Here is a 24,397-nt window from a genome sequence, read left to right as displayed (position 1 = left end):
CAGGAATTTATGGCTCAAGAGTTTAGCCGTACCGAAAGGGTACGGCATCAGCTACAACGAGAAATCGCTATGATCCTGCAACGTGAGATAAAAGATCCTCGCGTTAGCATGGTCACAGTATCCGACGTGGAAGTTTCTCGTGACTTAGCTTATGCCAAAGTGTTTGTTACCTTTTTCCAGGATGACCCTGAGCAAACTAAGCAGGCGTTAAAAGTATTGAATGAAGCCTCAGGCTTCATTCGATCTTTATTGGGTAAGCGCATCAAAGCACGCATTGTTCCGCAACTAAGGTTTCAGCACGACGCTTCTTTAAATGAAGGGATTCGTATGGGCAAATTGGTTGCAGAAGCTCGTGAACGAGATAAGAAAAGCAGCGAAAACAGCGGAGACGATTAATGTCTAAAGCTCGTCTACGCAAAGGCCGTGCTCTCACGGGCGTAGTATTATTGAATAAACCGCAGGGCATGAGTTCAAACCATGCCCTGCAGCGTGTTAAGCGCCTGTATAATGCACAAAAAGCGGGTCATACTGGTGCGCTGGATCCTCTGGCAACCGGTATTCTGCCAGTTTGTCTGGGAGAGGCGACGAAGTTTTCGCAATATCTGCTGGATGCCGATAAAGCCTACCGGGTTGAAGCTACGCTGGGGGTAAGAACAACCACCAGTGACGCCGAAGGTGAAGTGGTAGAGGAAAAGCCTGTTGCAGTTGATACCGCTAAGGTTGCCGATGCAATAAAGCAGTTTATTGGTGAACAGGATCAGTCTCCCTCTATTTATTCGGCACTGAAGCACGAAGGCCGTCCATTATATTATTATGCGCGCCAAGGCATTGAAGTACCGAAAAAAACGCGGACAATCACCGTCCACTCTATCGAACTGCTGAATATTCAGGACAATAAAGTGACCCTGCAAGTGAGTTGCAGCAAAGGTACTTATATTCGTACTTTAGTTGATGACCTGGGTCAGTTACTAGGCTGTGGTGCTCACGTATCCATGCTACATCGTAATGCAGTAGCCGACATAGCTGAAGCGGCTATGGTGACCCTGGAACAACTGGAAACGTTAGCAGAAGAGGGCTATGAAGGTCTCGATGCGTTATTGCATCCGGCTGATTTGCTACTGGGACAATTGCCAGAGGTAACAGTGACTCAAGCGCAAACTCGCGACTTTTTGCATGGACAGCCCATTCCTTTACCTGAGCAAAATGGAAATGACGCAGAAGAATGGCGCGTTGCCACAGAAAACTCGCTATTTCTTGGTGTTGCACGGGTGAAAAATGCGGAATTATGGCCGCGTCGGGTTATTGCGCGGGAGCATGTGGATTTATAGTTGTTTTTACGGCGGCTGACGAGTATAATCGCCGCCTTCATATCGATGCTGAATTAGTGATTGGCGTCGATCATTTTGACAAAACTTAGGAGTTAGCATGTCACTAACTGTTGAACAGAAAGCTGAGATTTTAAAAGAATTTGGCCAAGGCGAGAACGATACCGGTTCTCCTGAAGTGCAAGTTGCGCTTTTAACTAAAAACCTGGCTGAATTACAAGACCACTTTAAAGAACATAAGAAAGATCACCACTCACGTCGTGGTCTGCTACGTATGGTTAGCCGTCGTCGTAAGCTTCTTGATTACCTGAAGCGTAAAGACGAAAAACGTTACGTAGCTATCGTAGAACGTCTTGGCATCCGTCGCTAAGACAAACGTTCTGAAAAGAATAAAATTAAAAGGGCCTTCAGGCCCTTTTTTTGTATTCTTTTTTAGGCTTATGGGTCTTAATTTCGTCACAATTCCCCTATACTATGCGATGAGATAAATAAAGAGAGAAGACGAGTATCAATCCGGATACTCTATATTTTGAAGGTAAAGGAAAGCAACGTGAATCCAATAACTAAACAATTTCAGTACGGTCAGCACACAGTCACTTTAGAAACTGGCGTAATAGCACGTCAGGCGACTGCTTCTGTGCTTGCCAGCATCGATGACACAACAGTCCTGGTCACTGTGGTTGCGAAAAAAGAAGCTCGCGAAGGGCAAAACTTTTTTCCATTAACGGTAAATTACCAAGAGAAAACTTACGCAGCCGGTAAAATTCCAGGTGGCTTCTTTAAGCGTGAAGGCCGTCCAAGCGAAAATGAAACTCTGACTTGTCGTTTAATCGACCGTCCAATTCGCCCATTATTCCCTGATGGTTTCATGAACGAAGTGCAAGTTGTTGCAACTGTTGTTTCTGTAAACCCTCAAATTAATCCTGATATTGTTGCCTTAATTGGTACTTCAGCAGCGCTGTCTATTTCTGGTGTTCCTTTCGCAGGCCCAATCGGTGCAGCTCGTGTTGGTGTCGTGAACGATGAATACGTTTTAAACCCAACCGCAGATGAGTTAGAAAACTCGAAACTGGACCTAGTGGTTGCCGGTACTGATAAAGCTGTCTTAATGGTTGAATCAGAAGCTCAATTGCTGTCTGAAGACCAAATGCTTGGTGCCGTTATGTACGGTCACGAAGCAATGCAGGACGTTATTAAAGCCATTACTGAATTTACTGCAGAAGCAGGCAAAGAGAAGTGGGATTGGCAGGCACCTGCAAAAGATGAAAGCTTACAGACCAAAATTCGTGAATTGGCAGAGCAAGGTATTGGCGAAGCCTACCGCACTACCGACAAAGCAGAACGTAAAGGTAAGCTTGACCAGGTTAAAGAGCAGATGGTCGAGAAGCTGACTGCTGAAGATGAAAATGTCGATTTAGAAGAATCTGGCAAAATTTTCCATGACCTGGAAAGTGACATTGTCCGTAGCCGTATTATTGCCGGTGAAAAGCGTATTGATGGCCGCGACCCTGACATGGTTCGTGCTATTAGTGTGGCTACTGGTGTATTACCGCGTACTCACGGTTCAGCATTGTTTACCCGTGGTGAGACTCAGGCGTTGGTAACTGCGACTTTAGGTACCGATCGTGATGCTCAGATGATTGATGAGCTGACCGGTATGAACACGAATCGCTTCATGCTGCATTATAACTTCCCTCCATACTGTGTTGGTGAAACGGGTATGGTTGGTTCGCCAAAACGTCGTGAAATTGGTCATGGTCGTTTGGCTAAACGGGGTATTCAGGCGGTTATGCCTAGCCACGACGAGTTCCCATACACCATTCGTGTGGTGTCAGAAATTACTGAATCAAACGGTTCAAGCTCTATGGCCTCAGTTTGTGGTTCTTCACTGGCGTTGATGGATGCAGGTGTACCAATCAAGTCTTCTGTAGCGGGTATTGCTATGGGCTTGGTTAAAGAAGGCGACAAGCATGTTGTTCTGTCTGATATTCTTGGTGATGAAGATCACTTAGGTGATATGGACTTTAAAGTAGCGGGTAACACTGATGGTATTACTGCGCTGCAAATGGACATTAAAATTGACGGCATTACTCGCGACATCATGGAAAGTGCCTTAGCGCAGGCTAAATCAGCTCGCTTACACATTCTGAAAGTGATGGACGAAGCTATTGGCGGTCACCGTGAAGAACTGTCTACTTATGCACCTCGCTTTACCACCATCAAAATTGATCAGGACAAGATCAAAGACGTTATCGGTAAAGGCGGAGCGGTTATTCGCGAGCTGACTGAGTCAACTAATACCAACATTGAGATTGGTGATGATGGTACTATCAAAGTTGCAGCCAGCGACCAGGCTGATGCTGACGCCGCTATTGAGAAAATCAAACAGCTAACGGCTAACGTTGAAGTTGGCAAAATTTACCAGGGTAAAGTAGCACGTATCGTAGACTTTGGTGCCTTTGTTACTGTTCTGCCCGGTAAAGATGGCTTAGTTCACATTTCTCAAATTGCAGAAGAACGTGTTAACGACGTAAATGAATACCTGAAAGTTGGTGATGTTGTTCCGGTTAAAGTACTGGAAATTGACCGTCAGGGTCGCGTACGTTTAAGCATGAAAGAAGCGGCTGAGAAAAAAGAAGAACCAGCACCTGAAGCGCCGGCAGAGCCAGCAGCTGAAGAAGAAAACAAAAGCGAAGAGTAATCGTAAAGATTTTCTCAGCTTTGTTAAAAACCCCGTGTGAACGGGGTTTTTTTATATCTGCTTTTTGCCTGAATGGCGTTGAGTGTGCTGTAATAGGGGCGAATGTATATTTAAGGATAAAATTATGCAAGAGCGCAGAAGTGTTAGGTTCATGGGAGCTTTGTTGTTATTAGGCGTCATGACGGGGTGTGCCTCGCAAAGTTCATTTAATCAGTTACCTGATACCGTGGTACTTGCAGAGCCTGAAAGCGCAGAGTTTCGTTATGAGATTGAGCTGGCACGCATAGGGCAGATGCTAAGAGAAAATTTAACTGAGGAACAGCGCGGAGAGCTATATTACCGCCGCGGTGCGTTATACGACGCCGTTGGCTTGAGAACTCTTGCGAGAATGGATTTTACCCGAGCTTTAGAATATAACCCGAGGTTGGCCGATGCGTATAATTTCTTAGGTATTCAATATACGCAACTAGAGGAGTTTGATTACGCTTATGAGGCTTTTGATTCAGCAATTGAACTCAACCCTGAGCACCGTTATGCCTATTTGAACCGGGGTATAGCCGAGTATTATGATGCCAGAACGAAACTTTCTCAGGAAGACTTAAAATACCATCTGGAAAGAGAACCCGATGATCCTTACCGCGTTATTTGGCTGTTTCTCGCCGAACATGAAAATGATGCCGCGTTGGCACAAAAAAGCCTTGAGCAAAACGCTGAGAAACTGAGTAAATCCGACTGGGGGTATCAGATTGTACAACTGTATGCAGGCAAACTTTCTGAAGAAGCGTTTTTACAACGTATGACCCGTAACTTAGGGGAATCGGAAAAGCTGACTGAACGTTTGTGTGAAGCCTATTTTTATCTTGGCAAGTACATGCAAATGGAAGGAGAGCAATTGCAGGCTGTTAACTACTTTAAATTGGCTTTAATGACCAATGTATATGGTTTTGTTGAACACCGATATGCGTCAGTTGAGCTAAACCGTATTCGTGAATCCTTACTCAGTCGCTAAAGAGAAAAGGAGTGAAAACCAGACTCTTAATTGTGTTGTTTCTGCTGGCTTTAACTGGATGGTCTCATCAGGTTTATAACCAACAGCAAGAGCGCAGCAGTCTCGCGCATCAGGGCAATGCCAAGGCACAACATCAACTGGCGAATCACCACTGGGCACTGAATAATCGTACCGCTGCTTATTATTGGTGGCAGCGGTCGGCAAAGCAGCATTACTTTCCAGCCATAGAAAGTTTAATTAACGAATTTCCAGCGACAAGTGACGCTTGGCTTGCTCTGGCTGCTGATGCTGGCGACCCTGTGGCTCAAAGGCAGGTGGCTACCGCTGAGCTAGCCGATCAGAACATTTCTATGCACGAATGGGTGCATCGCTGGGTAAACTCGAAAGACTCCTGGTTACAGAGTCAGTTTGGACTGATTGAACGCTATAAGCCTAGCGCGCAATGCAATATGGAAATCAATGTTGTTGCTGCTGACTCTGGCGAAAAGCGACGCTATCTTAACTTTTTGTCCGCGGTAAAAAATACACCTTTTGATACTCAGAATTGGTGCGTTAGCTTTACTTTGGACGAAAACTTATCTTGTGTAACCGATACACAGAGAAAACGGGCAAATTGTCATTTTGAAAAAAGTTTTGATAGGCAGGTAATATTAGCCGAAGAAGGCATTGCCAGTGCCAATAGTCAGACACTGACTTTAACGGCTGACAGTTCAGAAGCGGTTATTCAACATGAGCTAGGACACTGGATGGGGTTCGCTGATGAATACGAAATGTCAGACGCACTTGCTCAAAATTTCTGTTATGGCTACTACGACCATGACAGCTTGAATATTATTGTGACAGAAGCTCATAACGAGTATTCGGCACGGAAAATTAAAGCGATTTATAAAAGGCTACCGTGGAAAGATGAACTGAGTTCCTGGCAAGATATTGCGATTAAGAAGCAAGGGAAGTGGCGTTTAGGGAGCTCTGGGGAAGCCGTTGTCGGCCTTTTTAAAGCGGATACCTGTAACGCTATAGATGACAGACAAGCATGGCGCCCTGTTAATACTAGAACCGCTATGGAGCGTCACGACACCAAACTATGGCCAGAACTCTACTTAAGATTGCTGGAGCAAAAAACTAACGCTTTTGATTTAGACGCTAATAGCGACTTGCGCCAGAATTAGCACTGGGCAGAGTGTTGCCAGAAACCAAATAAGTGAACGAAGTTTGTCATAGTTGCTTAAATAAGCAATGTGATAGAGCACTCTAAGTACAATAAAAGAAATGCTTAAAAATTCAATTCGGTCGGTGATCTGAGAAGTTGCTAGGGCTGCCAATACTGCTGCGGCAAATAATGGGAAAGCTTCATAGGCATTATAGTGACCGGCAACGGCCCGGGCTCCACGCCCAAGTAACCGTTGCTGTTGAGCTCTGGGGTGTTTATTGTCATAACCGTTATCGCGGTTCTGAAAGTAAACCACAGGTGCCTTAGCCAAAATTGGCAAGACTCCGGCAATGAGTAAACACCACAATAAAAGGCTCACGGTCACTATTCCTTAATTAACGTACGGTTTCGCCTGCTGCCTGTAAATCAGCATGATAAGACGAGCGTACGAGTGGCCCACTGGCAATGTGGCTAAAGCCCATTTCAACACCAGCAACACGCAGCTCTTCAAACTCGTCGGGGTGCACGTAGCGTGCTACCGGAATATGGTGGCGGCTAGGCTGCAAATACTGTCCGATAGTCAACATGTCGACATCGTGCGCACGAAGATCTTTCATGACTTCCAGTATTTCTTCTTTGGTTTCGCCAAGGCCGACCATAAGTCCCGACTTAGTCCGGATATCCGGCCGAACTTCTTTGTATTTTTGCAGCAAGTCTAAAGACCACTGGTAATTTGCACCAGGACGAGCTGCCTTATACAGGCGTGGCACGGTCTCAAGGTTGTGGTTAAATACGTCAGGCGCCTCGCCTTTGAGAATATCGATCGCAACCTGCATACGACCACGAAAATCCGGTACCAGCACTTCTACCTGAATGTTGTTCTCACTGTGCTCACGAATTTCACGAATACAGTCCGCAAAGTGCTGAGCACCGCCGTCGCGTAAATCATCACGGTCAACCGATGTAATTACGACATACTTCACTTTCATGTCGCGGATGGTTTTGCCCAGCTTTTCAGCTTCTTCCGGATCGGGAGGAAGAGGGCGACCGTGAGCAACGTCACAGAATGGGCAACGACGTGTACAAATGTCGCCCAGGATCATAAAACTGGCTGTACCGTGATTAAAACATTCCGGTAAATTTGGACAGGATGCTTCCTCACAAACAGAGTGCAAACCATGGCTGCGCATTGCTTGCTTAATTTCATCAATACGCTCAGTTGAAGAAGGTAACTTCACCTTCAGCCACGACGGCTTACGCAACATCTGATCGCGTTCGGTGGGAATAATTTGTACTGGTATCAGTGCCATTTTATCGGCGTCACGCATTTTGACACCAGGTTCAACTCTAACTGGCTTTGACATAATCTTGAGCGAGTCCCGTTTGTTGAAGAATGTTGCTGTAGGAAAGAGAGCTGGTAAAGTGTTTTATCACTGCATCAGCCGCTTCACTAAAGCTATCAGGACCATTGAGATCCTTAGTTTGAATCATTTTTATGCCCGAAAGACCACAAGGGTTTATTCGGGAAAAAGGTTCCATATCCATATTGACGTTCAAGGCCAATCCGTGGAAAGAACAGCCTTTACGAATACGCAGTCCCAGAGAGCAAATTTTATCTGTATCGACATAAACTCCAGGAGCGTCTCGACGCGCTTTGGCATCAATTTCGTAGTCGGAAAGGGTTTCAATGACGGTGTTTTCAATGTGGTTAACGAGTTGACGGACACCATAATTAAGACGACGGATATTAAGAAGGAAATAAATAACGAGCTGACCCGGACCGTGATAGGTAACCTGTCCGCCTCTGTCGACCTGGATAACCGGAATATCACCCGGAGCGAGAATATGCTCAGCTTTTCCCGCCTGTCCTTGAGTGAATACGGGATCGTGCTCGACCACCCACAGCTCGTCGGCAGTATGTTCGTCGCGTTGGTCAGTGAATTCTTGCATAGCATGCCATACGGGTTCGTATGGCTGCCTGCCCAATTCACGGATAATTAGGGTATCGTTCATGCCGCCATTATAACGTTTGTCAGCAACAACGGCTAGTCCTGCCGCTACAGAACGTAGCGAACGTCCTCGATATCTGAGAGTGAACGATACAATATTTCGATATGCTGCTGGCTTTCGACACGCACAGCAACAGAAATTGAGTGGTAGTTGCCTTTGCTGCTGGGCTTTACGGAAGGACTGTAGTCGCCCGGAGCATGCTCTTGTAAAACTTCCACAACCTGATCAGGAAGGCTGTCACTAGCAACCCCCATCACTTTAAAAGTAAAGTGACAGGGGAAATCGACCAGTTCGTCAAAACGAGTTTTTTGCATCTATCTAAACCTTTATTCTTCAGTAAACTGCTGTTTTATATAGTCCATCATCTTCTTGAAGAATCCACCTTCTTCGACAGCTTGTAAGGTTACCAGCGGAAATGAAGCTACATCTTCGCCATTTAGCTGAAGGTAAACTGTGCCTACATGCTGACCTTTGGAAAGCGGTGCCTGTAGCTGCTCATCAAGCTCAAAGTTAGCTTTTAATTTATCACGTTGACCTTTAGGTAAGGTGATAACGACATCTTCACTAATACCCAGCTCGACTTCATCTAAATCTCCACCCCAAATACGTTGGGAAATGAAGCTTTCGCCGGCAGAATATGCTTTTACGGTTTCGAAATAACGGAATCCGTAGTTAAGCAGTTTTTTGCTTTCAACTTTACGCGCTTGTTCACTGTTAGTTCCCATAACCACAGCAATTAATCGGGTTCCGTCTTCAACGGCGGAAGAAACCAAGCTATAACCCGCTTCATTAGTATGGCCGGTTTTAATGCCATCGACGTTCAAGCTCCGATCCCATAGCAATGAGTTGCGATTGTATTGCTTAATATTATTGTAGGTAAAAGACTTTTCTGAGTAGAGTTTATATTCGTCAGGAGTCTCATTTATTAAAGCACTTGCTAACGTGGCCATATCACGGGCGGAGACGTATTGCTCAGAATCAGGCAGCCCGTGACTGTTCGCAAAGTGACTGTCCTTCATGCCTATTTGTTCAGCATAATTATTCATTAACCCAGCGAAAGCGTCTTCGCTTCCCGCAATATGTTCAGCCATTGCAACACAGGCGTCGTTACCAGAGGAAATAATGATGCCACGGTTTAACTCTTTAACACTGACCTCTTTGCCAACTTCGATAAACATTTTGGATGACTCAGGGAAGTTTTTGGCCCAGGCATTTTCGCTTACAGTAACAATATCCTTCTCGCTAATGCGGCCAGCTAGCATTTCTTTACCAATAATATAGCTGGTCATCATTTTGGTCAGGCTGGCCGGGGGCAGGCTTTCACGGGAATTATTTTCTGCTAACACTTTGCCAGTAGTGTGATCGATAAGAATATAGGCTTTCGCATTAACCGACGGCGCATCGGGAACTAATGACTGAGCGGCGAAGCTTGCTGAGCTGAATAATAGGGTTACGGCAGTAAAAAGGTGACAAATTTTTTTCATTGGGATTATCTTTATCTTATCGGTCAAAAAGTGAATCAAATGCGTAAAGAGGCCGAATTATATCAGTTTTGTTGCACAGCGTCAGGAGTATCCGTCTGACTTTGCGCCGCCTTTACGCGAAAAGCTTGAGGGTATCCGGAAGATCGTATTTGCTCGAGTAAATCGTAGCTTTTCTGTTCTGAAACCGGACCCAGCATTAATTTATGTAGACCATCCGTTTTCTCTGTAGTTGCAATTTCCTGGAACTTGGGCGGCAGGTTGCGTTTTAACTGCGATAAACGGTTAATATCTGATGAAGCCACCAATTGAATATGATAATTCGATTGGCTTCCCGGGGCAGACTGATCTTCGACTCGCATTGGCGTTTTTAAATTAATGGCTTCAACTCTAACCGGGGCTGTACCACTATCCAACATACCCAACTTATAAGCCGCCGCAAATGACAAGTCGATAATACGTTCAGGATGGAATGGCCCGCGATCATTTACTCTAACAGTGACGGTACGGTCGTTGTTCAAGTTAGTGACTTTTACATAAGTAGGCAGAGGTAACCGGGTATGAGCCGCTGACATACTGTACATATCATAATATTCACCATTCGAAGTCAGATGCCCATGAAATTTATTTCCATACCAGGAGGCATAACCTTCCTCGACATACCCTACCGCACTGTCCATTACCTCATAATTATTGCCTAAGACCCGATAGTCCCGATTCCCCTGAGGACTGATAGGCTCATGTACGGGAACGGCACTGCGTAACTCCGACTCAGTAGGTAAACGAGTCGGAGCACTGTCTTCATGCTGAGAGTATCGGCCGGAGGGACCGCTGGAGCAACTACTGAGCAAAAACACGCTCAGCATTAAGGTGGATAAATTACTGCACTTCATTTTTCAGTTGCTCGCTAAACTGGTAGACAGCCATCGCGTAAAGTGGACTGTGGTTATACCGGGTAATCACATAGAAGTTGTCGTATCCCAGCCAGTATTCATGAGCGTTTTCTGTTTCAAACTCAAATACTCTGACCTCGGTACCATTATTAACCGCCTTATGCTGCGGAAGTTCATAGCCTTTACGCTTAATTTCGGAACGCGTGGTATTGGGTTTCATACCGTCGCTGACTAACGCTTTCCAGTCTTGTTCATTACCAAGAGGCTGTGCTACAGGTTGGCCTTGCTGCCATTTATGTTCTGCAAAATAATTAGCCACACTGCCGATAGCATCGACCGGATTCGTCAAAATGTCTCTTTGTCCGTCGTTGTCAAAGTCCACCGCGTAATGCCGATAGCTGGAGGAAATAAACTGACCGAAACCCATAGCACCGGCGTAGGAACCTTTTGCTTCGGCTACGTCCCAACCTTCTTCAGATGCTAACTGAAAGAATTCGCTAAGTTCGGAACGGAAGAAACTTGAACGGGGAGGGTAATGAAAGCCTAAAGTGTAGAGTGAATCCAGAACGGAATATTTCCCCATATAATTGCCATAAAAGGTTTCGACGCCAATGATTGCAACTATGATTTGAGCAGGTACGCCGTATTCAGCTTCTGCACGTTCCAGCGTTTCTTTATGTTTTTTCCAGAACTTAACGCCCGCTTCTAAGCGTTTTTCAGTTAAGAAAATTGGGTAGTATTGATACCAGGGCTTGGCTTCCCATGGACGCTGAATGGCTTCAAGAACCTCGTCGTTTTTCCGAGCTGTCGAGAGCCATTGGCGAACTTGCTCTTCGTCTAGTTTGTGCTGCTCAACTTGCTGTTGAATAAACTTTTCAATCTCAGGGCTTTGCTCCTGAGCATATGCAGGTAAGCTGCTTGTTGCGGTTAGCAACGCTAATCCTAATAAGGTGCGCATATAGTTTCCCTGTTTTTTTAGCCATTTTTCATAACTAAGCGATGATGGGTCGCAATGGACATGAGCATGCCGAAGCCGGCCATAAGTGTCACCATCGACGTGCCACCATAACTGATTAAAGGTAATGGTACCCCAACCACTGGCAATAGTCCTGAAACCATACCAATATTTACAAAGACATAAACAAAGAAGGTGAGTGTTAATGAACCGGCCAATAACTTACAAAAGATATCCTGGGTTTGCAGAGCAATAATTAGGCCTCGTAAAATAATGAAGCCATATAATGCAAGCAAAAGGATAACTCCGGTAAGGCCAAATTCCTCACTAAAAACAGAAAAAATAAAGTCGGTATGACGCTCCGGTAAAAACTCCAGTTGAGACTGAGTTCCCTGAAGCCAGCCTTTGCCATCAATGCCGCCTGAACCGATGGCAATTTTTGACTGAATAATGTGGTAGCCGGAACCGAGAGGATCACGTTCGGGGTTTAAAAAAGTGAGCACTCGTTGGCGCTGGTAGTCGTGCATAAGATAAAACCAGAGCACAGGGGTAAAAGCCGCAGTAGAAATAGCCGCGGCGGTAACTAACTTCCAGCTTAGTCCAGCCAAAAATATAACGAAAAGTCCAGCGCAGGCAACCAGCAGAGAAGTCCCTAAGTCGGGTTGTCGGGCAATGAGTAAGGTTGGAATAATCACCAGCACTAAAGCGCCAAACAATCGATAAATGGAGGGCGGAATAGGGTGTTGATTCATATACCAGGCCAGCATAAGGGGCATGGCGAGTTTCATTATTTCTGACGGCTGTATGGTTAAAGGGCCTATATCCAGCCACCGTTGAGCGCCTTTCCCCATTTCACCGAAAACAAGTACGGCCACTAGCAGCAGAACCCCGGCACCAAAGGCTGGCACCGCAAAGCGTGACAGGGCACGTGGTGGAATTTGTGCAACCACAAAAAGTACAACAAACGATAACCCAATACGTATCGACTGCCTTTCTACGACCTCCAGATCCTGCCCGGCAGCGCTGTAAATAACAAATAGACTAAGAACTGAGAGCAGGACCAAAGGAATCAGCAGTGGCCCATCAATATGCAGTTTTTTCAGTAGCGGACTTCTTTGGCGTTCTTCAGTTGTCAGCATTTGTTTCTTCCTGCTGTTTTTTGCCATTGTTAAATCGGGTGTGCCAGACGTCTAATATTTTTCTTGCTACCGGTGCGGCGACACTTCCGCCGCCCCCAAGAGAGTTTTCTATTGCTACCACAACAACAACTTCAGGATCCTCTGCCGGAGCGTAACCCACGTACATCGCATTATCGCGATAGCGCTCGGCGATATCTTCTGCATTATATTCCTCTTCCTGTCCGAGGCTTCTGACCTGAGCTGTTCCGGTTTTGCCTGCCGACGAGTAGGGCGCGTCTTTAAACGCCCTATGCGCTGTACCTTTGGGTGACATGTTGACGTTACGCATCCCTTTAGTGATAACTTCCCAGTTGCTGCTATCGGATAAGGTCAATTTTTCCCGGTGGGCGATTAAAGCTTCTTCAAATACACCGTCTTGTATTTTACCGCGAAGCAGCCTGGGAATAAGGTGCTCGCCTTTATTTGCAACCATGGCCGTTGCAACGGCTAGTTGCATAGGTGTTGCCGTCCAGTAACTCTGACCAATACCGACAGAAAGAGTTTCGCCCGCATACCAGGGCTGACCGAAACGCGCTCTTTTCCAACCACGAGATGGCATTAATGCAGAGACTTCTTCGTGAATATCGATGCCTGTTCTTTCGCCAAAACCAAACTCAGCCATAAAACTGGATATCTTATCGACGCCGAGCTTAAGGGCTAAATCGTAATAAAATGTATCACAGCTTTCAGTAATGGCTCTTTCTACATCGACCCAGCCGTGTCCCCAGGCCAGCCAGTCGCGGTAGCGTCGGTCCACGCCTTTTATTTCAAACCAGCCGGGGTCCCATATGCGAGTATCTTCGTCAATGGTGCCTTCTTCTAATCCGAGCAAACCGATTTGAGGTTTGATGGTTGATGCCGGGGGATAAGCCCCTTGAGTTACGCGGTTAAGCAACGGACTCTGAGTCGAATTCAACAACGATTGATACTGCTTAACCGAAATGCCATTGACGAACCAATTTGGATCGTAGCTGGGCGTGCTGACCATAGCCAGTATCCCACCGGTGGTGGCATCCATTAATATAATAGAGCCGCGTTGCTCACCTAGTAACTCCGCAGCTTTTCTCTGTAATTCAAGATCCAGCTCCAGAACGATGTCCTGACCCGGCTTAGGTGCTTCAATACTCAATGTTCTGACTGCACGCCCTCGGTTATTTACCTCAACACTCTGATAGCCGACTTCGCCATGGAGATCTTTCTCGTAGTATTTTTCTATACCGAGCTTTCCTATCGTCCTGCTGGCGGCGTAATTAGGTAGTTCGCCACTTTCACGCAGGCTCTCGACGTCTCTTGGGTTGATCTTGGCAACATAGCCAACTGCGTGTGTTAATAACTCTTTGTGAGGGTAGTTTCGTATCAAACGAGCTTCGATGCTTATGCCTGGGTACTTATGTTGATGCGCCGCAAAAACTGCCAGCTGTTTTTCATTCAATTCATCGAGCAAGGGCACATTATTAAAACGCCGCTGATTTTTTAGATTCCGGTAGAAGCGCTCAATAGTGCTGTCAGGAAAGTCGAGTAACTGCTGAAGTTGACTTAGGGTCTGCTCAAGATTATCGATTTCTTCCGGGGTAACATCCAGACTGTAAATTGGTGTGTTTTCAGCTAATAAAACACCGTTGCGGTCGTAAATTAAGCCCCGATTCGGCGCCAGAGGGAGTAATTTGATCCGGTTATCGTTAGAGCGCGTCTGAAGCTCGTTATGTTCACTCACCTGTAGGTGATACATGTTTGACGCAAGAGCTATAAAAGCAGCTACAACAATCACCATAGCAACGAGTACACGTCGCCCAAAAACGGCCGCTTCGGAGTCATGATCACGTATGTGGGTGCGGTGACGCATTATTATTCTTATTCTCTATGGTACGGATGATTGTTATTCAGGCTCCATGCCCGGTAAAGACTTTCTGCGACAATTAACCTCACTACTGGATGGGGCAATGTTAATTTGGACAAAGACCATCGCTGCTCTGCTGCTGCCAGGCATTCATCAGAAAGCCCTTCGGGCCCACCAATTAACAGAGTGACATCTCTACCGTCCATTTGCCACTTTTCTAATTGCTGAGCAAGTTTGGGAGTGTCCCAAGCCTGACCTTTGACTTCTAAAGTGACAATTCGGTTCCCTTTGGGTATTGCTTGCAGCAGCGATTTGCCTTCTTGTTGCATAACGCGGTTTAAGTCTGCTTTGCGTGTTCGCTTTTGAGCCGCTATTTCATGCAGCACTAGCTTACAATCCGCCGGGAACCGTTTTTTATATTCGTTGAAGCCTTCAGTAACCCACGTGGGCATTTTGGTGCCAACGGCGAGTAATTGAATTTGCACTGACTAGCCCCAGAGTTTTTCTAATTGATAGAAGTCGCGAATACTGTCTTGCATAACATGTATAACAACATCACCAAGGTCAACTAAAACCCACTCCGACTGTTCTCCACCTTCTACGCCAATAGGCGGCGTGCCAGCATGCTTTGCTTCTGTCGCTACATGTTCAGCAATGCTTCTTACATGCGTTTTCGAGCTGCCAGAGCAAATGATCATGTAGTCAACAACGTCGGTTTTATCATGAACATCTAAAATTTGAACGTCACGACCTTTAAGATCATCGATTTTATCAATGACAAATTCACGCAATTCTTCTGCCTGCAAAAGATTTTCTCCGATTTAAGGATTAAAACCCGAAGTTTAACAGAAATTAGGAAAAGTGTTCAGTTACAAATACAGCTGATGTTGTCTTATATAGTTATAAACATTGGAAGGTAGTGGCAGGTTTTTTTCACGCTGCTGAAGTTGTTTCCGCAGTTCAGTGGCGGAAACATCGACCATTGGAGTTTCTGCAATATAAAGCAGCCCCTGGCTTTGTGTATTCAAGGCGTTTTTATCGCGGGTCAGATGGACTGAAATAAACTCTTTGAGCTCGTCGTTTTTAGGGTTAAAAGGAACTCCTGCTCTTGGCATAACAACAAGGTGAGCACACTCAATAAGCTGGCACCAATGATGCCAGCGGTGAAGACTCATTAATGAATCCATCCCCATTACAAAGAGTAGGGTGTCATCAGGGAACTGAGTTTTAAATTCACTTAATGTATTGGCAGTAAAGGACGGTCTGTCCTGTCTTAATTCCCAGTCCTCGACAGTGAAAGCCTTGTGGTATTGAGACGCAAGCTTAACCATGTCTAACCGCTGCTCAGGACTGGCATCCGGTTGTGGACGATGCGGCGGCACCGCGCTTGGCATTAATGCTAAAGTTGAAATACCGAGCTCTTTCACCAGAGCGGCTGCCGTTTGCAGGTGCCCGTTATGAATAGGATCGAAGGTGCCGCCAAAAATTGCGCGTATCATAGCTGAATAAATTTTTCGTTCGGTTCAATGCCGTGGTTAAATACCGAAAGTCCGTCATTAATGGCGTTGGCATTATTGCAGCAAAGTAAACTGAGTAGATGTGTTGTCAATGTAAGAGGAGATTCGCCGCTATCGAGCTTAAGCGCCGCTTCTATTCTCTCAATGAGTTGCTGTGCACTCAATAGAGTTTGCTGGCTCAATTGATTTGCGCGCTGGTGATACCCCGGTTGCTGATTAGGCCAAATCATAAATTGACGGAAAAGCGCGTTTGTATCGGTTTGTGTCTGCTTAGCTTTTTGCAACGCTGTTAGCAATTGTACTTCGCGCTGCAAAATCCAGATAAGCCTGTGAAAGTCATTTTCTTCGTCCAGTAAGCGCTCGAGGCGATGCAACGCACCTTCGAAATCTTGCTGCTGGATACTTTCCTGCAGCGCAAACACACTAAAGCGGCTGACATCATCAATGGAGCTTTTCAGAAAGTCTTCCGTAATGACACCATCGTTGCTCAGCAATTGCCATTTACTGAGTTCCTGATCCAGAGCAAGTAAATTTCCTTCAAACCAGTCTGATAACTTTTCCGGGACACCCGCGGCGAGAATGAGTTGATAACGCTGAGCACGCTGGTGAATAAAGGCGGGCAACTGTGACTTATCCGGGCTTTGGGTGCGAACCAGCGGACCGCGTTCTGCCAGTGCTTTAAACCAGCGACTGTTTTGGGTCTCTTTTTTTAACCGGTCGCCAATAACAACCAGAATTTCGCTGTCGGCCTGATTCTTTGCGTATTCGGTCAATGCGGCAGAACCGTCCCGACCGGGTTTGTTTTCGGGCAATTCCAGCTCAACCAGCCGCATATTGCCAAACAGGCTCATTGACTGCTCACCGGCAGACAGTTGCTGCCAGTCGAAGTCTTTACTTTGTAACCAATGCACCCGCTCGAGGTCATCACTGGCTAAGCTTTTTCGAATACTAGCCAGCGCGTCGTTCCTGAGTAAAAGGTCATCACCAAACACTAGCAGGACAGGGGGAATCCCATTATGTTGCAGGAAGTGTTCGAGCTTTTCAGGGTAGATAGTTTGCATTGGCTAGGAATTCGATTCCGACATTTCGGAGATGATTTGTTGCAAAATAAGGCGTGACGCTTCGGCTCTCATTTCATCGACCAGCATTTCCCGTTCGCGGGTTTTAGCCAATACAAAGTTAGGGTCGTCCTGATAGTCCCGCGCGACTTCAACCGTTCGCTCAAGTAGCAGTTTTTCGTTGTTGAACAACTGATAATTGACCTGATACAAAAGCTCGTATTCTGCAACCTGGCCACTTTCAAACAACGACAATGTTCTTCGCTCTAACTTATCTGAAAGAAGCCGAACAACAACAGGCTGTTCCGCTTTAGATACCTGGATCCCCGAATGAATAAAGCGCTGCTCCATATGCTCACTTAATTCTTTTGAAACATGGCTTTGCAGAGAAACCGCCTGCAACGTTTCCGGTAGCTGGTAGTTTCCACGCAGCTGAAAGCCACACCCGTTAAGAGTGGCTATCAGCAGCAGGGTGAGTACAAGGTTTAAGGTAACGCGCATAGGTTATCCAACAACAATATTGAGAATTTTTCCGGGCACGTAGATTTTCTTACGAACGTCTTTGCCCTCAGTATGCTTTTGTACAGCTTCTTCATCAAAAGCAATTTGCTCAACTTGTTCCGCGGAAGCGTCGGCCGGTACGGTTAATTTGGCTCGAACCTTGCCATTAATTTGCACCACAATCAGTTTTTCGTCTTCAACCAACGCACTTTCGTCAACGGCCGGCCAGTCAGCGAAAGACAGTGGCTCCTGATGCCCCAGCTCCTGCCATAATTGCTCACAGATATGCGGCGTGATAGGCGCAAGCATACGAACCGTCGCATCGATAGACTCAGCTAATACCTGACGGTCCGCTTCGCTTTCCAATGGCGCTTTTTGTAAGTGGTTGAGCAGCTCCATAATGGCTGCTATTGCTGTATTAAAGTGCTGGCGGCGTCCCATGTCATCGCTGACTTTAGCGATGGTTTTATGCAACTCGCGACGCAGCTGCTTTTGGTTTGCATTTAAGCTTTGACCTGAACAAGCGCCGCCGGCGTTATTTAATTCGTAAGTCAGTTTCCATAGACGGCGTAAAAAGCGTTGCGCACCTTCAACACCAGAATCTGACCACTCCAGCGTCATTTCCGGTGGTGCGGCAAACATCATAAATAACCGTACGGTATCCGCGCCATAGCGTTCAACCATGGTTTGCGGGTCAATACCGTTATTTTTAGACTTTGACATTTTGCTCATGCCGCCGATATTAACCGGCTGGCCGTCTTGCTTATGTTTAGCTCCGGCGATGGCACCTTTGTCGTCACGCTCAATGTCAACTTCAAGAGGTGACACCCACTGCTTACCGCCTTTTTCATCTTCGCGGTAATAGCTGTCCGCCAGTACCATGCCTTGACACAGAAGACGCTTGAATGGCTCGTCAGATTCCACTAAGCCAGTATCGCGCAGTAACTTATGGAAGAAACGGGCATACAGCAAATGCAAAATGGCGTGTTCAATACCACCAATATACTGATCAACCGGTAACCAATAGTTAGCTTTTTCCGGATCCAGCATGGCATCATCAGTTTGTGCGCTGCAGTAACGGGCGTAGTACCACGACGACTCCATAAAGGTGTCGAAGGTATCGGTTTCGTGTTCTGCTGGCTGGCCGTTATATTCGGTTTTACGCCATTCGGGATCAGATTTTATCGGTGAATTGACTCCGTCCATCACCACGTCTTCGGGCAGTTTAACCGGTAGCTGATCTTCAGGTACCGGCACAGACTCACCATTTTCCAGGTTCAGCATTGGAATTGGAGTTCCCCAGTAACGCTGACGAGATACTCCCCAGTCGCGCAAACGGTAATTGACTTTACGCTCACCAATGCCTTTCTCTTTTAGCTCGGTTGCAATAGCGTCAAAGGCTTGTGCCGAGCTCATGCCGTTATATGGCCCCGAGTTAATAACGGTGCCTTTCTCAGTAATGGCTGCTTTTTCAATGTCACTATCGCCACTAAGAGGTTCAATTACCGGGCGAATTTCCAACTGGTATTTCGTTGCAAACTCCCAGTCGCGCTGGTCATGTGCAGGCACGGCCATAACGGCACCGGAACCGTAATCCATTAAAACAAAGTTAGCGACCCACACCGGAATTTCTTCGCCGGTCATTGGGTGAACGGCTTTAATACCGGTGTCCATCCCCAGCTTTTCCATGGTGGCAATATCAGCTTCTGCAACTTTGCTGTTTTTGCACTCCTCAATGAATTTAGCCAGTTCAGGATTCGTTTTAGCGGCTTCCGTAGCTAAAGGATGCTGTGCTGCAACGCCCATGTAGGTAACACCGTAAAGTGTGTCCGGACGGGTGGTATAAACGCGTAAAGTCTGCTCCGAGGAGGCGACGTTGAAGTCAATTTCGACACCCTCTGAGCGGCCGATCCAGTTACGTTGCATCGCTTTGACCTGTTCTGGCCAGCCATCAAGCTGATCCAAATCGTCTAACAGCTCTTCAGCGTAATCGGTTATTTTAATAAACCACTGAGGAATTTCTTTTTGCTCGACTTTAGCGCCTGAACGCCAACCCCTGCCGTCAATGACTTGCTCATTGGCGAGCACGGTCTGGTCTACCGGGTCCCAGTTAACCGTCGCATTCTTCTTATACACCAGGCCTTTTTCATAAAGCTTAGTGAAGAACCATTGTTCCCAGCGATAATAATCCGGCGAGCAAGTCGCGAGCTCACGGTTCCAGTCGTAGCCAAAACCTAAGCTTTTTAACTGCTCGCGCATGTAATCGATATTTTGATAAGTCCATTTCGCCGGTGCCGTTTTATTTTGTATAGCGGCATTTTCAGCAGGTAGCCCAAAGGCATCCCAGCCCATAGGTTGCATAACATTCTTTCCGAGCATACGCTGATGACGGCTAATGACATCACCTAAAGTATAATTACGAACATGCCCCATGTGCAGCTTTCCGCTAGGGTAGGGGAACATGGACAGGCAGTAGAACTTGTCTTTGCCCGGCTGCTCCTTTGCCGTAAATACGTCTTGTTCCTGCCAGCGTTTTTGCATGGCAGATTCGATTTTGCTCGGATTGTATTGTTCTTGCATAATTCCTGCTGATTCCGTTTGAATTTAAATATCGGTTTAGCTAATTGCGTACCACATAAGAAGTACAACGACTATGCCGGCCAGACCAAAAAAACCGTTTTCAAAAACAGCGCGTTGTTTGACTTCGGCAGGCTCTGACTTATCAATGGCGAACAACATGAGCCAGGAAGTGAGTCCCAGACCACCTGCAGCAATAAGCACAGCAAAAAGAATAGCGTCAAATATATTTTCCATAATGAGATCCCTGTGAAAAAATGGAAAAGAACAGCAACAGAATAGTTCTGCTAAGCCTTTATAGTGTACTGATTTTCGCGCCCGATGACTATGTCTGAGCGTGTTTCTTAGTACGTTTTGTAGCGATTACAGGTAACAAGCCAAACAGAGCCAGAATTATAGCTCCCCAGTTACCAATTTTATTAAATAACGTTGAACCACTAACCGGATAAACATCGGCAGATAATGCTGTTGCGGTAAACTGCGGAGCCAGCTCTATATATTGGCCATGTTCGTCAACGGCAGCTGTGACACCATTATTCGTTGCCCGCAATAAGGGTTTGCCAAGCTCCATTGCACGCATCCGCGCTATTTGCATGTGTTGCCAGGGGCCGTGTGAATCACCAAACCAAGTGTCATTGCTAATGGTCACCAGATAGTCGGTATCGTCGTAGGTATTGCTACGAACTTGCCCTGCAAAAGCTATTTCATAGCATATTGCCATGGCCAGGTTACTACCGTTAGCTTTAAGGTTAGGTTGTTGGTATCCCCCGCGGCTAAATGACGACATTGGGAGGTTAAATAACGGAGCCAGCGGGCGTAAAAGGTCTTCAAAGGGAACAAATTCCCCTATGGGCAGCAGTTGATGTTTTTGGTAGCGGTTAGCATTGCCGTAACTGTAGCTTTCTTCGTCCAGCACTATAACCGAGTTGTAAAAATCGTCGTTTAATCTGTCGTAGTCAATAATACCGGTAATTAAGGCTGAGCCGTTCATGCTCGCAGACTGTTCTACTGTATTGAGGACATCACTCGCGTAGGGCTCAAGTGCCGTTATAGCGGATTCAGGCCAAATAACCAGATCGTGGTTAAACTTGGGACGGGTTAAATCAAGGTAGCGCAGAATATTCGGCCATTGCTGTTCAGCCTGCCATTTTAATGACTGTTGGATGTTGCCCTGTACCAGCAATACCGACATAGATTCTGCTTTTCTCTCTGTGGGTTGTATTTTAGGAAATACGACAGCGCAAGTGAGAAAAACAAGTGGAATTAAAAGCGACGCCGGCTTTTTGAATCTTAGCGCCAGAACCAAAGTAATGGCAGTAAACCAAAGAGCCACCGTAATACCGGTTTCACCAATAACCGGAGCCAACCCACCGAAAATACCATCAGTTTGGCTGTAGCCGAGACTTAGCCAGGGGAAGCCCGTGAATAGCCAGCCTCTGAGTAGCTCAGCAATAAGCCAAAAGAAAGGCAGGCTGAAGCGCCAGGCAAATTTACGATGAGAGAGCTTCTGCCAACACCAAAATGCAATTGCAGGAAACAGTGCTAAATAAGCAAAGAGTAGTACTAATAGAAGCAGCGTAACCGGAACCGGAACACCACCATACTGATCGATGCTAACGTAAATCCAGCTTAAACCGGCACCGAACCAGCCCATGCCAAAGACAAAGCCAGCCCTGAATGCCCGTTTAGGGGCGAGGGGCCATATCAGTCTTACCACTATAGGCAGAATGATAAACGGCAGCCAATGCCAGTGAAAAGGTGAATAAGACAGCGTCAGGAGAGCGCCGCAAATCACTAACAGTAAAGAGCGTGTAACGCTTCCTGAGGGTGTTATCATTACTGTGCAGACTCCGGCGAGGTATCGGTATCAGAGTCCAGACTGACTTGCAGTTGTTGAATACGTCTTTTATCTGCGTTAGTGACCCGGAAAGTCATGTTACCGAGTTTAACTTCTTCACCTGCCTGTGGTAAATGGCCAAAGCCGTGCGCAACAAGCCCACCAACAGTGTCGTGTTCTTCATCACTGAAGTTGGTGTCAAAGTATTGGTTAAAGTCTTCAATGGTAGTTAAAGCTTTTATTGAATAGCGGCTTGGGCTAAGGCGACGAATATTGTTTTTCTCATCGTTACCATGAGCATCGGTTTCGTCTTCAATTTCGCCAACTATTTCTTCCAGAATATCTTCAATAGTTACCAGACCAGATACGCCGCCATACTCATCGACAACAATAGCCATATGGTAACGGTTGGAACGAAACTCTTTTAGTAACACATCAACGCGTTTACTCTCCGGAACGATAACCGCGGGGCGCATGACTTTGTCCAGCGAAAAGGCTTCGTCGGTCATGTTAAAGCCGTAGCTGAGCAAGTCTTTTGCTAACAGAATGCCTTCAACGTGATCTTTGTTGTCAGTAACAACCGGGTAACGACTGTGTTGAGAATCGATAACGATAGGCAGGAATTCGTCTACACCTTGATGGATATCAATGGTGACCATTTGTGAGCGTGGAATCATAATGTCGCGGACTTTAAGCTCAGCGACATCGAGAACGCCCTCAATCATCTCTCTGGTATCGTTGTCTATCAGGTCGCGGTCTTCGGCGTCCTGAATCAAATCGACGAGTTCTTCTCTGCTTTTCGGCTCACCAGCGAATACTTGCAGCAGTCTCGCTGCCCAGGATTTTCCCGATGAGCCGTTGGCTGAGTGGGGGTTGTCGTCGCTCATTGAGTGTTAAGCTCCATGTTGTCTGCGGTTTGATACGGGTCTGATATTCCCAGACTCGCTAAGATGTTACGTTCAATTTGTTCCATTTCTTCGGCTTCGTCGTCTTCAATATGATCGTAACCTAATAGGTGGAGAGTACCGTGTATCACCATATGCGTCCAGTGGTCGATGGCTGACTTTTGTTGCTCTTCAGCTTCACGTTCAACGACGCTCTGACAGATAACCAAATCACCTAACAAAGTGACGGGTAATTCGACCGGGCTATTGAAGGGGAAAGACAAAACATTGGTGGCGTAATCTTTATTACGGAACTCATTATTCAACTGCTGAGCTTCTTCTAATGCAGCAATGCGCACCGTTAGCTCAACCGCTTTATCATTTTCTTGCAGATAATCCAGAGTGGCTGCGACCCAACTGTGGACAGCGTTTTCCTCTGGAGCTTTGGTAATACCGTCAGCCAGTTGATAGTCTAGTGTTAAATCAGCCATTAGCTTTTATCGAATTCCTCGTAGGCTTGAACGATGCGCTGCACTACGGGGTGACGCACGACATCGCCAGCTTGAAAGAAGGTAAAGCTAATGTCTGTTACTTTATTTAGTACCTCAATGGCGTGCCTTAACCCTGAGCGTTGACCGCGGGGTAAATCCACCTGAGTGATGTCGCCGGTAATGACCGCTCGTGAATTAAAACCAATACGGGTCAGAAACATCTTCATTTGTTCACAAGTGGTATTCTGGCTTTCATCTAAAATAATGAAGGCATCATTCAGCGTTCGACCACGCATGTATGCTAACGGAGCCACCTCAATGACGTTACGCTCAATCAGCTTTTCAACTTTTTCAAAGCCGAGCATTTCAAATAAAGCGTCATAAAGAGGGCGCAAGTAAGGGTCTACTTTCTGAGCTAAGTCTCCCGGTAAGAAACCCAGCTTTTCACCCGCCTCTACCGCCGGACGAGTTAAGAGAATACGGCGCACTTCCTGACGTTCCAAAGCATCTACTGCACAAGCTACTGCCAGATAAGTTTTTCCGGTACCGGCAGGTCCAATACCAAAATTAACGTCATGAGCCAGAATGGCACGAACATAACCCGCCTGATTATGATTGCGAGGCTTAATTAAGCCGCGTTTGGTTTTAATGTGAGTCATTTTTTCAGCGGCAGGATCGCCTTGATCGTCGCTTTGCTCAAGAACTTTGGCCTGCTGAATGGCCAGGTGAACTTGTTCGGGTTCAACCTGGCCTTCTTTGCCTTTTACGGTTGCCGTCTCAATGTAGAGATCGAGTAATAATTTGTGCACGGCTGCAACGCTGGCTGCGTGACCTATCAACTGAAACTGATGACCGCGGTGTGTTATTTCTACGCCGAGGCGACGCTCTATATGCTTCAGATTCTCGTCTAAAGGGCCGCAGAGATTGGAAAGCCGACGTGAATCCGTCGGCTCTAGCTCAAAATCAAGTGTCTGTGTTTGTGGTCTCAATCGT

26 protein-coding genes are annotated in these 24,397 nt (G+C 46.4%); 6 read left to right on the top strand and 20 right to left on the bottom strand.

The genetic code is table 11. From position 1 onward, the window contains the following. Positions 1-9: 9 nt before the first annotated feature. The 6 genes from rbfA (at position 10) to IL_RS04910 (ending at position 6,204) form a co-directional block, all read left to right on the top strand. On the top strand, positions 10-396 hold the full coding sequence (rbfA, locus tag IL_RS04935) for a 30S ribosome-binding factor RbfA (RefSeq protein WP_011234218.1): 387 nt from the start codon (positions 10-12) through the stop codon (positions 394-396). Further along, positions 396-1,328: a tRNA pseudouridine(55) synthase TruB gene (truB, locus tag IL_RS04930; protein ID WP_011234217.1), complete on the top strand. Its 933-nt coding sequence runs from the start codon at positions 396-398 to the stop codon at positions 1,326-1,328. The genes rbfA and truB overlap by 1 nt, the downstream gene beginning before the upstream one ends. Positions 1,329-1,425: 97 nt before the next feature. Then, the gene (gene rpsO, locus IL_RS04925; RefSeq protein WP_011234216.1) at positions 1,426-1,695 is read left to right on the top strand and encodes a 30S ribosomal protein S15; all 270 of its coding nucleotides are present in this window, start codon (positions 1,426-1,428) and stop codon (positions 1,693-1,695) included. A 180-nt stretch (positions 1,696-1,875) separates the two neighbouring features. Next, positions 1,876-4,026 (top strand): polyribonucleotide nucleotidyltransferase, encoded by a 2,151-nt coding sequence (pnp, locus tag IL_RS04920; protein ID WP_011234215.1) that lies wholly within the window; start codon positions 1,876-1,878, stop codon positions 4,024-4,026. A gap of 124 nt (positions 4,027-4,150) precedes the next feature. Next, entirely contained in the window at positions 4,151-5,035 is an 885-nt protein-coding gene (gene nlpI, locus IL_RS04915) for a lipoprotein NlpI (RefSeq protein WP_011234214.1), read from the top strand. A gap of 11 nt (positions 5,036-5,046) precedes the next feature. Next, entirely contained in the window at positions 5,047-6,204 is a 1,158-nt protein-coding gene (locus IL_RS04910; RefSeq protein WP_011234213.1) for a hypothetical protein, read from the top strand. On the opposite strand, the gene IL_RS04905 is transcribed toward IL_RS04910, so the two are convergent. From IL_RS04905 to IL_RS04810, 20 genes are all read right to left on the bottom strand, one after another. Next, on the bottom strand, positions 6,172-6,564 hold the full coding sequence (locus IL_RS04905) for an MAPEG family protein (protein ID WP_011234212.1): 393 nt from the start codon (positions 6,562-6,564) through the stop codon (positions 6,172-6,174). The genes IL_RS04910 and IL_RS04905 overlap by 33 nt on opposite strands. Before the next feature lie 16 nt (positions 6,565-6,580). Further along, positions 6,581-7,549, bottom strand: a complete 969-nt coding sequence (lipA, locus tag IL_RS04900; protein ID WP_016341310.1) for a lipoyl synthase — start codon at positions 7,547-7,549, stop codon at positions 6,581-6,583. After that, positions 7,533-8,198, bottom strand: coding sequence for a lipoyl(octanoyl) transferase LipB (lipB, locus tag IL_RS04895; protein ID WP_011234210.1), 666 nt, complete (start codon positions 8,196-8,198; stop codon positions 7,533-7,535). The genes lipA and lipB overlap by 17 nt, the downstream gene beginning before the upstream one ends. A gap of 44 nt (positions 8,199-8,242) precedes the next feature. Beyond that, a complete protein-coding gene (ybeD, locus tag IL_RS04890) occupies positions 8,243-8,509 on the bottom strand; it encodes a DUF493 family protein YbeD (protein WP_011234209.1) in 267 nt (88 codons plus the stop codon). 12 nt (positions 8,510-8,521) lie between these two features. Beyond that, entirely contained in the window at positions 8,522-9,679 is a 1,158-nt protein-coding gene (locus IL_RS04885) for a D-alanyl-D-alanine carboxypeptidase family protein (RefSeq protein WP_011234208.1), read from the bottom strand. Between the two features lie 62 nt (positions 9,680-9,741). Further along, positions 9,742-10,569, bottom strand: coding sequence for a septal ring lytic transglycosylase RlpA family protein (locus IL_RS04880; protein WP_011234207.1), 828 nt, complete (start codon positions 10,567-10,569; stop codon positions 9,742-9,744). Beyond that, complete coding sequence (gene mltB, locus IL_RS04875) at positions 10,556-11,527, bottom strand: lytic murein transglycosylase B (RefSeq protein ID WP_011234206.1); 972 nt, start codon at positions 11,525-11,527, stop codon at positions 10,556-10,558. Before mltB ends, IL_RS04880 begins: the two co-directional genes overlap by 14 nt. A gap of 17 nt (positions 11,528-11,544) precedes the next feature. Next, complete coding sequence (rodA, locus tag IL_RS04870) at positions 11,545-12,663, bottom strand: rod shape-determining protein RodA (RefSeq protein WP_011234205.1); 1,119 nt, start codon at positions 12,661-12,663, stop codon at positions 11,545-11,547. Then, positions 12,650-14,545 (bottom strand): penicillin-binding protein 2, encoded by a 1,896-nt coding sequence (gene mrdA / locus IL_RS04865; protein ID WP_011234204.1) that lies wholly within the window; start codon positions 14,543-14,545, stop codon positions 12,650-12,652. Before mrdA ends, rodA begins: the two co-directional genes overlap by 14 nt. An 8-nt stretch (positions 14,546-14,553) precedes the next feature. Next, on the bottom strand, positions 14,554-15,024 hold the full coding sequence (gene rlmH, locus IL_RS04860) for a 23S rRNA (pseudouridine(1915)-N(3))-methyltransferase RlmH (RefSeq protein ID WP_011234203.1): 471 nt from the start codon (positions 15,022-15,024) through the stop codon (positions 14,554-14,556). Positions 15,025-15,027: 3 nt separating this feature from the next. Continuing rightward, the gene (rsfS, locus tag IL_RS04855) at positions 15,028-15,345 is read right to left on the bottom strand and encodes a ribosome silencing factor (protein ID WP_011234202.1); all 318 of its coding nucleotides are present in this window, start codon (positions 15,343-15,345) and stop codon (positions 15,028-15,030) included. Positions 15,346-15,408: 63 nt separating this feature from the next. Further along, positions 15,409-16,038: a nicotinate-nucleotide adenylyltransferase gene (gene nadD, locus IL_RS04850; protein ID WP_011234201.1), complete on the bottom strand. Its 630-nt coding sequence runs from the start codon at positions 16,036-16,038 to the stop codon at positions 15,409-15,411. After that, positions 16,035-17,117, bottom strand: a complete 1,083-nt coding sequence (gene holA, locus IL_RS04845) for a DNA polymerase III subunit delta (protein WP_011234200.1) — start codon at positions 17,115-17,117, stop codon at positions 16,035-16,037. Before holA ends, nadD begins: the two co-directional genes overlap by 4 nt. Positions 17,118-17,120: 3 nt before the next feature. Next, positions 17,121-17,615 (bottom strand): LPS assembly lipoprotein LptE, encoded by a 495-nt coding sequence (gene lptE / locus IL_RS04840; RefSeq protein ID WP_011234199.1) that lies wholly within the window; start codon positions 17,613-17,615, stop codon positions 17,121-17,123. Positions 17,616-17,618: 3 nt separating this feature from the next. Next, positions 17,619-20,195, bottom strand: coding sequence for a leucine--tRNA ligase (gene leuS, locus IL_RS04835; RefSeq protein WP_011234198.1), 2,577 nt, complete (start codon positions 20,193-20,195; stop codon positions 17,619-17,621). Between the two features lie 36 nt (positions 20,196-20,231). Beyond that, entirely contained in the window at positions 20,232-20,429 is a 198-nt protein-coding gene (locus tag IL_RS04830; RefSeq protein ID WP_011234197.1) for a hypothetical protein, read from the bottom strand. Between the two features lie 88 nt (positions 20,430-20,517). After that, on the bottom strand, positions 20,518-22,029 hold the full coding sequence (gene lnt / locus IL_RS04825) for an apolipoprotein N-acyltransferase (protein WP_011234196.1): 1,512 nt from the start codon (positions 22,027-22,029) through the stop codon (positions 20,518-20,520). Continuing rightward, entirely contained in the window at positions 22,029-22,916 is an 888-nt protein-coding gene (gene corC, locus IL_RS04820) for a CNNM family magnesium/cobalt transport protein CorC (RefSeq protein WP_011234195.1), read from the bottom strand. Before corC ends, lnt begins: the two co-directional genes overlap by 1 nt. Further along, the gene (gene ybeY, locus IL_RS04815; protein WP_011234194.1) at positions 22,913-23,404 is read right to left on the bottom strand and encodes an rRNA maturation RNase YbeY; all 492 of its coding nucleotides are present in this window, start codon (positions 23,402-23,404) and stop codon (positions 22,913-22,915) included. Before ybeY ends, corC begins: the two co-directional genes overlap by 4 nt. Beyond that, positions 23,404-24,393 (bottom strand): PhoH family protein, encoded by a 990-nt coding sequence (locus IL_RS04810; protein ID WP_011234193.1) that lies wholly within the window; start codon positions 24,391-24,393, stop codon positions 23,404-23,406. Before IL_RS04810 ends, ybeY begins: the two co-directional genes overlap by 1 nt. Between the last annotated feature and the right edge of the window lie 4 nt (positions 24,394-24,397).

The sequence above is a fragment of the Idiomarina loihiensis L2TR genome (assembly GCF_000008465.1).
In the GTDB taxonomy this organism is placed as follows: domain Bacteria; phylum Pseudomonadota; class Gammaproteobacteria; order Enterobacterales; family Alteromonadaceae; genus Idiomarina; species Idiomarina loihiensis.
This window is presented reverse-complemented; position numbering and strand designations above follow the sequence as displayed.

Coding starts and splice junctions, on each gene's coding strand:
- corC (WP_011234195.1), bottom strand. CDS start 22,916: ATGAGCGACGACAACCCCCACTCAGCCAACGGCTCATCGGGAAAATCC.
- rbfA (WP_011234218.1), top strand. CDS start 10: ATGGCTCAAGAGTTTAGCCGTACCGAAAGGGTACGGCATCAGCTACAA.
- ybeY (WP_011234194.1), bottom strand. CDS start 23,404: ATGGCTGATTTAACACTAGACTATCAACTGGCTGACGGTATTACCAAA.
- nlpI (WP_011234214.1), top strand. CDS start 4,151: ATGCAAGAGCGCAGAAGTGTTAGGTTCATGGGAGCTTTGTTGTTATTA.
- ybeD (WP_011234209.1), bottom strand. CDS start 8,509: ATGCAAAAAACTCGTTTTGACGAACTGGTCGATTTCCCCTGTCACTTT.
- rodA (WP_011234205.1), bottom strand. CDS start 12,663: ATGCTGACAACTGAAGAACGCCAAAGAAGTCCGCTACTGAAAAAACTG.
- nadD (WP_011234201.1), bottom strand. CDS start 16,038: ATGATACGCGCAATTTTTGGCGGCACCTTCGATCCTATTCATAACGGG.
- IL_RS04880 (WP_011234207.1), bottom strand. CDS start 10,569: ATGAAGTGCAGTAATTTATCCACCTTAATGCTGAGCGTGTTTTTGCTC.
- lipA (WP_016341310.1), bottom strand. CDS start 7,549: ATGTCAAAGCCAGTTAGAGTTGAACCTGGTGTCAAAATGCGTGACGCC.
- mrdA (WP_011234204.1), bottom strand. CDS start 14,545: ATGCGTCACCGCACCCACATACGTGATCATGACTCCGAAGCGGCCGTT.
- IL_RS04885 (WP_011234208.1), bottom strand. CDS start 9,679: ATGAAAAAAATTTGTCACCTTTTTACTGCCGTAACCCTATTATTCAGC.
- mltB (WP_011234206.1), bottom strand. CDS start 11,527: ATGCGCACCTTATTAGGATTAGCGTTGCTAACCGCAACAAGCAGCTTA.
- lptE (WP_011234199.1), bottom strand. CDS start 17,615: ATGCGCGTTACCTTAAACCTTGTACTCACCCTGCTGCTGATAGCCACT.
- rpsO (WP_011234216.1), top strand. CDS start 1,426: ATGTCACTAACTGTTGAACAGAAAGCTGAGATTTTAAAAGAATTTGGC.
- truB (WP_011234217.1), top strand. CDS start 396: ATGTCTAAAGCTCGTCTACGCAAAGGCCGTGCTCTCACGGGCGTAGTA.
- IL_RS04830 (WP_011234197.1), bottom strand. CDS start 20,429: ATGGAAAATATATTTGACGCTATTCTTTTTGCTGTGCTTATTGCTGCA.
- lnt (WP_011234196.1), bottom strand. CDS start 22,029: ATGATAACACCCTCAGGAAGCGTTACACGCTCTTTACTGTTAGTGATT.
- lipB (WP_011234210.1), bottom strand. CDS start 8,198: ATGAACGATACCCTAATTATCCGTGAATTGGGCAGGCAGCCATACGAA.
- leuS (WP_011234198.1), bottom strand. CDS start 20,195: ATGCAAGAACAATACAATCCGAGCAAAATCGAATCTGCCATGCAAAAA.
- holA (WP_011234200.1), bottom strand. CDS start 17,117: ATGCAAACTATCTACCCTGAAAAGCTCGAACACTTCCTGCAACATAAT.